The sequence below is a fragment of the Azorhizobium sp. AG788 genome, assembly GCF_004364705.1.
In the GTDB taxonomy this organism is placed as follows: domain Bacteria; phylum Pseudomonadota; class Alphaproteobacteria; order Rhizobiales; family Xanthobacteraceae; genus Azorhizobium; species Azorhizobium caulinodans.
On the sequence record NZ_SOBM01000016.1, the window covers coordinates 1 to 7,333 of the forward strand.

The 7,333-nt window shown below is 63.9% G+C and carries 10 protein-coding genes; 2 read left to right on the forward strand and 8 right to left on the reverse strand.

The features are described from left to right. The first annotated feature begins 143 nt into the window (after window positions 1-143). Window positions 144-1,243 (forward strand): IS3 family transposase gene (locus DFO45_RS24785; RefSeq protein ID WP_245518259.1). Its coding sequence is split into 2 segments (ribosomal slippage): window positions 144-405 and window positions 405-1,243, totalling 1,101 coding nucleotides; the frame shifts between segments, so codons are not numbered across the junction. Window positions 1,244-1,668: 425 nt separating this feature from the next. On the opposite strand, the gene DFO45_RS24790 is transcribed toward DFO45_RS24785, so the two are convergent. Next, window positions 1,669-1,956 carry a hypothetical protein gene (locus DFO45_RS24790; RefSeq protein WP_133866983.1) on the reverse strand — a complete coding sequence of 96 codons (288 nt, stop codon included), beginning with the start codon at window positions 1,954-1,956 and terminating at the stop codon, window positions 1,669-1,671. A 382-nt stretch (window positions 1,957-2,338) separates the two neighbouring features. On the opposite strand from DFO45_RS24790, the gene DFO45_RS24795 reads away from it, so the two are divergent. Beyond that, window positions 2,339-3,496 (forward strand): Fic family protein, encoded by a 1,158-nt coding sequence (locus DFO45_RS24795; RefSeq protein ID WP_133866984.1) that lies wholly within the window; start codon window positions 2,339-2,341, stop codon window positions 3,494-3,496. A gap of 22 nt (window positions 3,497-3,518) precedes the next feature. Here the strand turns inward: DFO45_RS24795 and DFO45_RS24800 are convergent, their stop codons facing one another. The 7 genes from DFO45_RS24800 to DFO45_RS24825 form a co-directional block, all read right to left on the reverse strand. Continuing rightward, window positions 3,519-4,340 (reverse strand): metallophosphoesterase, encoded by an 822-nt coding sequence (locus DFO45_RS24800; RefSeq protein WP_166657255.1) that lies wholly within the window; start codon window positions 4,338-4,340, stop codon window positions 3,519-3,521. Window positions 4,341-4,348: 8 nt separating this feature from the next. Next, window positions 4,349-4,549, reverse strand: coding sequence for a hypothetical protein (locus DFO45_RS24805; protein ID WP_133866986.1), 201 nt, complete (start codon window positions 4,547-4,549; stop codon window positions 4,349-4,351). A gap of 83 nt (window positions 4,550-4,632) precedes the next feature. Next, a complete protein-coding gene (locus tag DFO45_RS24810) occupies window positions 4,633-5,088 on the reverse strand; it encodes a hypothetical protein (protein ID WP_133866987.1) in 456 nt (151 codons plus the stop codon). A gap of 106 nt (window positions 5,089-5,194) precedes the next feature. Beyond that, window positions 5,195-5,365: a hypothetical protein gene (locus DFO45_RS25065; protein WP_166657256.1), complete on the reverse strand. Its 171-nt coding sequence runs from the start codon at window positions 5,363-5,365 to the stop codon at window positions 5,195-5,197. Between the two features lie 113 nt (window positions 5,366-5,478). Beyond that, entirely contained in the window at window positions 5,479-5,916 is a 438-nt protein-coding gene (locus DFO45_RS24815) for a hypothetical protein (RefSeq protein WP_133866988.1), read from the reverse strand. Continuing rightward, the gene (locus tag DFO45_RS24820; protein WP_133866989.1) at window positions 5,906-6,628 is read right to left on the reverse strand and encodes a metallophosphoesterase; all 723 of its coding nucleotides are present in this window, start codon (window positions 6,626-6,628) and stop codon (window positions 5,906-5,908) included. Before DFO45_RS24820 ends, DFO45_RS24815 begins: the two co-directional genes overlap by 11 nt. Window positions 6,629-6,640: 12 nt before the next feature. Then, complete coding sequence (locus tag DFO45_RS24825) at window positions 6,641-7,090, reverse strand: hypothetical protein (RefSeq protein ID WP_133866990.1); 450 nt, start codon at window positions 7,088-7,090, stop codon at window positions 6,641-6,643. Window positions 7,091-7,333: the final 243 nt, after the last annotated feature.

Below are 7,333 nucleotides of genomic sequence, written 5' to 3' on the forward strand. Positions count from 1 at the left end.
CCGTTATCGTGCCGCAGGTGCCGCCAACATCAAATGCGCCCAACAGGCCCACAATGCATTAGACTCAAGCCGGACCACTCAAGAGGGGCAGGTCAGATCCTCCTCCAGATTTGGGTAGAGTCCGTCACTCATGGAGACGGACGATGCGAGCCTCACGGTTCACAGAGGAACAGATCATCGGGATGCTGAAGGAGCAGGAGGCGGGCGCGAAGACCGCTGATGTCTGCCGCAAGCACGGCATCTCTTCGGCGACCTTCTACAAGTTCAAGGCCAAGTACGGCGGCATGGATGTGTCCGATGCCCGGCGGCTGAAGGCGCTTGAGGAGGAGAACGCGCGGCTGAAGAAGCTGCTGGCCGAGCAGATGCTCGACAACGCGATCCTGAAGGATGTCAGCGCAAAAAAATGGTGACGCCCGATGCAAGGCGCAAAGCCGTGGCTCACGCCTGTGCCGCGCACGGGGTGAGCCAGCGTCGGGCGTGCAAGGCGCTGGGCGTCGATCGCACCAGCGTGCGCTATCAGAGTGTATGTCTCGATGACGCCAGTCTGCGGGCTGCAATGCGGGCCGTGGCCGGCGAGCGCCGTCGCTTCGGCTACCGGCGCATCCACGTCATGCTGAGGCGCCAGGGCATCATCATGAACCAGAAGAAGCTGCGCCGGCTGTATCGGGAAGAAAAGCTTCAGGTGCGCCGGCGCGGGGGACGCAAGCGAGCGCTCGGCACGCGGCGTCCTATCGTGGTGCCGGATCGGGTCAACGTCCGCTGGAGCCTCGACTTCGTGTCGGACGCCTTCACGGACGGACGTCGCTTCCGGGTGCTGGCCGTGGTCGACGACTTCAGCCGGGAGTGCCTGGCGCTGGTGGCCGACACCTCGCTCTCGGGCCTTCGGGTGACACGCGAGCTCGACGCGTTGCTCGCTATCCGGGGCAGGCCTGCGACCATCGTTTCCGACAACGGCACGGAGCTGACCTCGATGGCTGTTCTCAAATGGTGCCAGCAGAGCGGCGTCGAATGGCATTACATCGCTCCCGGCAAGCCCACGCAGAACGGTTTCGTCGAGAGCTTCAACGGCCGCTTCCGTGACGAATGTCTGAACGAGACGCTGTTCTCGAGCCTGGGTCAGGCCCGTGCCGCCATCGCCTCATGGAAGGAGGACTACAACCTGAACCGTCCCCACTCAGCTCTCGGCAATCGATCCCCCGCCGAGTTCGCCGCAACAATTCCACTGGAAACCCAGGCCGCCTGAGGCCAAAAATCAACCCTCGGACTCTCTCCTAAACCGGAGGAGAAAAGGGTCTCAGGTCAGATCCCGTGTAAGGTAGGTCTCTGGTTTTAAGCAACCATTCGTCCCACCAGTCGGCCCGGCTGCTCAAGCCTTCGCCATCGGTCGGCTCTGTCAATATGGCTCCGGAGGAAAATTGCGGGAACAGAACTTGCCCAGAAGCGAGAACGACTGAATTGGAGGCCAATTGTAGAAAGCACCGTCTATCCATTTTCTATTCCTCTCCATTTGGGCGGAACTATATAGCCAAGATGTCGGGTAGGCGATGGCGAAAAGGATGCGGTGATACTGCATTGACGGCATCCTCGGGGTAGCCGGTGAAGCCTATAAGCGCGGCCATGCCAGCGAGGGCGACGGGGTCTCGGCGTGCTGCCGTGAGCCATGGGTGTTCACACTTGTGCGTCATGCAGCGCGCCCAGATAGTCCATTGCCGCGCGGGCGATTTCGACACTCGGGAAGTGGCCGTGGGCCACGATCTGGAGCCGAACGGAGCACGTGCCGTCCACGCACTCGGTGACAACGAGCTGTGTGGAACAGTCCTCCGGAGAAATGCCCGGCACCTCTTCAAGCACCGAGAAGCCTTTCCGCTTTGGTGGAATGCTGCGCAGGCCGTGCTGTACGCCGATCGAGCCGAGCCAATTTCGCAAAATTAGGGGAATTACGGTTGTCGCTTGCATTAATCCGCATCCATGATTTTCCGTAGCGACGGCGCTACATAACAATCATGTGTTTGTCGGCGGAAAAGTCGCAATTAATTCGAGAAAACATTTCTGATTACTTTCTCGGATTTATGGCGGACCGAAAATCGGAGGAGCGGAAACGCTTGCGAACGTAGAGAGTTATGAGGGGTCGCGCGGCCCCCGAGGCCGTGGCGATCTGCGAAACTGCCGCAATTATCCGATTGCGCAACCGGCAATCAAAGCGGCAAAAAATGCTGCAATCCGATTTTATGAAAATGGGAAAAATTGTTTTTTTTCATATAAATGAGATACGTTTGAATTCGGCAAACGAAGCGGCATTTTTTACGGAAAATAGGAGACGGGGAAGGTGACTGGTCGGATGGAACCCATTTTGCCAGAAATGACGCCGGGGCTGCGTGAGCTGACGTACGAGCTCACAGAGAAGGCCTCTGCGTTCGCGGGCAATATGAACCCGCTTCTGCGCCAGGCCCTCGGCGACCTCGTGCGCTCGATGAACTGCTACTACAGCAACCTCATAGAGGGCCACGACACGCACCTGATCGACATCGAACGGGCGCTGCGGGACGACTATTCGCACGAGCCCGAGAAGCGCGATCTCCAGCTTGAGGCCCGCGCCCACATCGAGGTTCAGCGCCTCATAGACCTGGGCGAGATGCCGTATCCCGCGCTGTCGGAGGAGGGCATCAGATGGTTGCATGGCGAATTTTATGAGCACGTGCCGGATGCCTTGAAGGAGATCGAGTTCCATGGGCGTATCGTGCGCATCGAGCCCGGCGAGTATCGGCGGCGCCAGGTGCAGGTCGGCCGTCACATCGCGCCGCCGGCACGCGACTTGCCGAACCTCATGTTTCGCTTCGTGGACGCCTACAGCAGCCCCATGCTGGAGCGTGGGCACAGGATCGTGGCTGTGGGGGCGTCGCACCATCGGCTCGGGTGGATTCATCCCTTCCTTGACGGCAACGGGCGTGTCGGCCGGCTCATGTCCCATGCCTATCTTCGCGAGCTCGGCATAGGCTCCGAGCTCTGGAGCGTGTCCCGGGGACTGGCGCGCTCCGTGGGGGAGTACAAGGCGCTGCTTCAGGCAGCGGACGAGCCGCGGCGGGGTGACCGCGACGGCCGGGGAAGCCTTACGCAGAGCGGGTTGACGGACTTCTGCGTGTTCTTTTTGGAGACGTGCATCGACCAGGTGGAGTTCATGGCGGGCCTCCTCGAAACAAAGGAGCTCCTCGGCCGCGTCGAGGTCTGGACGAAGGAAGAGACGCTTGCGGGGCGTTTGCCCAAGGGCGCGTGGCCCCTGCTGCGCGAGGCGCTTGTGTTCGGCGAGTTCGAGCGCGGGTCGGCGCCTGGCTTGACGGGCTACAAAGACCGGCAGGCGCGGACCGTGCTCTCTGATCTGCTCGAAAAGGGGCTTCTGACGTCGGAGAGCAGTCGCGACAAGGTTCGCATCGCTTTCCCCTCGAGCGTTGTGGAGAGGTGGTTCCCGGGCCTCTATCGACCGGCGAGTTCCGTTCTCTGATGGAAAGAGGCCGGCAGGCTCTTTACAGGACCGGAAGAGCGGCACGGCCGGCGAATAACGATGGCAGGAGCGCCGTGACTGCCGGATGGCCGCCCCGCGGTTCCACTATGGGCTGCACCTCGCCGACGCTCCTGTCTGCCGGGTCCGTGGCGCGGAAGGCCAACGTCCCTTCAAGGGCGTCGATCGTCATCATGGTGAGCACACCAGAGCGATAGGCTCCGGTGTCCAGCGCGATCCGGTTCTCGGTCACGAAAGGCCGGAGCCCCTTTTGGACGGTGTGCCCGTGGACGACTGGGCGGGGCAGCGGCCCTTCGTGTTCAAGGAATTCAACGCCGATAGTCGTGAAGTCCTCGGCGCTCTGAGCCGCTAGGCGGACGCCCGGCCGAATGCCGGCGTGGACCAATACAAACGGCTCTTCATCGAGGAAGAGCTCAGCGTTCCGGAGAAGCTCGAGGTGGTCAGCATGCTCGGCCCGGATTCGCTGAATGGCATCTTCGAGGTCGTCTCCTCCTCGGGCGTAAGACATGAGCGTCTGATACCCGCCGTTCCTGTACCAGCGCGGGAACTCGGCGTACCCGTGCTCGCCCTTCTCTACCGCCTCGATAAACCAGGCGTCGTGGTTGCCCAGAACGAGACGGGAGGCAGGAAACGTTCGGAGCAACCAGCACACCAGGTCTAAGACCGCCCGCGAATGCGGTCCGCGGTCGACGAGATCGCCCAGTAGGACGAACCGCGGCGTGCGGCCATCGCTGTCCGCCTGGCGCACGGCGGCCTCCACTAGGCTTTGAAGCAGGTCGCGGCGGCCGTGGATGTCTGTCAAAACGTGGGTAATGAAAGCGTCCACGCTATGCCTCAGGGAGTAGGAGGGGGAGGCAGGGCAACGTCCTCGCCGAAGGCCGCAGCATACGCCGCCTCGACCCTTGCGACTTCGTCCTCACGCAGCTGTCGGAAGTCGTGCTCCCGGGCGCTCTGCGGCAGCGTGCCCTCGCCCTCCCGCAGGAAGCGGAACAGGCGGTCGAGCGTCAGGTCGGGCATGTCCACGAGCTCATTCACAGCCTCTCTGAACTCAACGTAGGCGCGCCGGAACGCCATTTCCTCAGGGTCATCCGTTCGTCTCGACATGGCGTTCGCCTCCCTCAGATGAGTTCCCGGCCGAGCTTTCGGAGGGCGTCGTTGAGCGCCCCTCGCAACTCCGGTCGGATGACGCCGAGCTTACTCCTTTCCGCCTCCAGGGACTCCGCCGCCGGCACCAAATGGCGTGCGATCGCGGCCTTGAAACGCTCGCCGAGCTCGTCGCCTTCCTTCGAGATGGCGACGCTTGGGACCTCCGGAAAATAGTCGTCTGAGTGCCCGTCTTCAGGCGTGAAAACTACCCTCGCCAAGCGCCTCTCACGCAATTCCGAAGTGGCGATGCGGTACTGGCCGGGCCGGCGCGCCAGCCGTATGAGTGCGTCCAGCTGCGCCTGGGCCTCCTGGCGGGCCAATATTCGGGCGGAGAGTGCCCCGGCCGAAAACTGCACGGGGGCTCTCATCGCAGACCGCTTTTCAAGGACCGCGCGGAAATGGGCGACCCGCTGTTCCTGTTCGTTCATGGGCTTTCTCCTCTGGGGGGCGTGGAGGTCTGTTGGCTCCCTCGCCGGAGCTGCCGGCGTCGCAGCAGCTCGGGGGAGGGCCGACAGGCAAGGTCGGGGGCCAGCCTCAATGGGCGTAGCGGCGCGACACGAGGCCATCGGCGACGATCCCCGCCAGGTCTGCCGGTGGGTTGTCGGGCCGGCGGCAATAGCGGTTCAGAGCGCATGCCGTCTCGCCCATGACAGCGGCGTCCAACAACGCGTGCCGGACCGCGATGTCGGTCAGCTCGTCGGTCACGGACAGCCCACCTCAACTGGGTAGCTCTCGTAGTGGAGGCCGTTTGCCTCAAAGTCCAAGAACGCGAAGTCCGGCCACAAGAGTCCGTTGGGGAGAAAGGGCATTAAGGGGGCTCAGGGAGTAGGAGAGGGAGGAAGTTCGGCGGCCAGCTCGGCATAGGTCACGTCGCGGCCGGGGACGCGGGAGTGGCCCCACTGCTGGAGCCATTGCGCGAAGGCCTCGGGCGTCTGCTCTCGCATGTCGCGCAGCCAGGCCTCCGTCGTCAGTGGCTCGAGAACGCTGGGCTCTATGCCGTCCCGGAACATGGCGACGGCCTTCCGGATCGACGCGCGAGCGTCCTCGAGCGGCATGTAGCCAGCGTCGAAGGGCCCGGCGCCGTACTCCTCCTCGTGGCACCAAACCTCTCCGGAGGCAGGGTCCGTCAGGTCCAGGCTCCACGACGATCCCCGCGCCCGGAAATGAAGGCGCCGGCCCCGATACGTGCCCTCTGCCTCGACTGGGCAGGAGCCGCCCAGCCAGTCGAGCTCGAGGCCCTCGAGCTCATCGGCCATAGGCCCCACCCGTGGCGGCAGGGTTCAGCCATTGCGCGCCGCGGCGCTCGAGGCCGACCGGCGCCCATAAAGCGCCATCGGCGATGCCGACAACCCGGATGCCGTTCGGAAGCGTCGCCTGGTAGGCCTCCTGGGCGCCACCGTGAACGACCGTGTGGACGCCCATGGCTTCGGCCACGGCGTCGACGATGCGCCAGCCGTTGGCATGGGAACTCGGCGCCTCATGGGACACCAGCACGTCGGCCTGCAAGGCAGCCAATGCGTCGGTGTCCTCTGGAAAAACGGTCGCGCGATGCTCGAGAGGCATGCCTCCCCGCCAGCGCGTCTCCGGGTTCGTCGCCAACCACAGGGCGCGGCTCTCAAACGTGCTGGCCGTGCCCGGCAACCAGATGTCGCTCCTGAAGACGCCGCCCAAGCCCGCCCAACGGACGCCGCTGGCTTCCACAACGCGGCCGGAAAGGTTGCTCGCGCCAAGGGCGCCGCCGAAGAGGTTGTCGTAGCGCTCGGGCGTGGCCGTGTCTTGGCCGCCCGGTACCCACAGGACCTTCCCGCCCTCGGCCAGAAAGTCCGCCAGCTCGAGCTCCAGCGGCTGCTCCAGGCACAGGTCGCCAGTGAAGACGGCGAGGTCCGGCGCGCTGTCGGCGCACAGCTGGTGGAAGGCCTCCCAGCCGCCCTGCATGCTGCCGAAGACAGCAATGTTCTCTTCCCGCATGTTCCCCCCTCCTCAAGCCGCTGCCGCGCGATCATCCGGCCACTCATAGACGCCCGCCTTGGCGAGACCGACAACCCGGACACCGTTCGCCAGCGTGGCCTCGTAGGCTTGGTGTAGGTGCCCGTGGATGATGGTTTGGACGCCCATGGCCTCGGCGAGGGTGCCCAGAATCTCGAAGCCGTAGGGGTGGCTGCTGGGGGCCTCGTGGGTTACCAGCACGTCCGCCCGAATGTCAGCCAGGGCATCGAGGTCCTCAGGCCATATGCTCGAACGGTGCTGCCGAGGAAGGTCACCCCGCCAGCGCTCCATGGGATACGCCCCAAGGTATTCCTGCCGGCGGCGCCACCTGGGCTCGCCGCTGCCGTCCTTCGGATGCCACACTGCGGCACGAAAAACGCCGCCCAGGCCCGCAATCCGCAGCCCGCCGGCCTCGATGACGCGGCCATTGATGTGTTTCGGCATGGAAGATTGACCCCGTTGTGAGGGGGATCGGCGTGTAATTTTGACCCCCCTCTTGGCTCATGGTCCGTCGTTTTGTTGCGACGGGCGGGCTGGGGATGAAGGGCGTGGATACGATTGTGACCTGCCCCTAATGAGTGGTCCGGCTTGTGTCTAATGCATTGTGGGCCTGTTGGGCGCATTTGATGTTGGCGGCACCTGCGGCACGATAACGGCCGGTGCCGGAGGCTTGTAGCCGAGCGCGGA

What these genes read in the sequence shown, in the direction of transcription:
- DFO45_RS24790 (WP_133866983.1), bottom strand. Translation starts at nt 1,956, where the DNA reads ATGCAAGCGACAACCGTAATTCCCCTAATTTTGCGAAATTGGCTCGGC.
- DFO45_RS24795 (WP_133866984.1), top strand. Translation starts at nt 2,339, where the DNA reads ATGGAACCCATTTTGCCAGAAATGACGCCGGGGCTGCGTGAGCTGACG.
- DFO45_RS24810 (WP_133866987.1), bottom strand. Translation starts at nt 5,088, where the DNA reads ATGAACGAACAGGAACAGCGGGTCGCCCATTTCCGCGCGGTCCTTGAA.
- DFO45_RS24815 (WP_133866988.1), bottom strand. Translation starts at nt 5,916, where the DNA reads ATGGCCGATGAGCTCGAGGGCCTCGAGCTCGACTGGCTGGGCGGCTCC.
- DFO45_RS24820 (WP_133866989.1), bottom strand. Translation starts at nt 6,628, where the DNA reads ATGCGGGAAGAGAACATTGCTGTCTTCGGCAGCATGCAGGGCGGCTGG.
- DFO45_RS24825 (WP_133866990.1), bottom strand. Translation starts at nt 7,090, where the DNA reads ATGCCGAAACACATCAATGGCCGCGTCATCGAGGCCGGCGGGCTGCGG.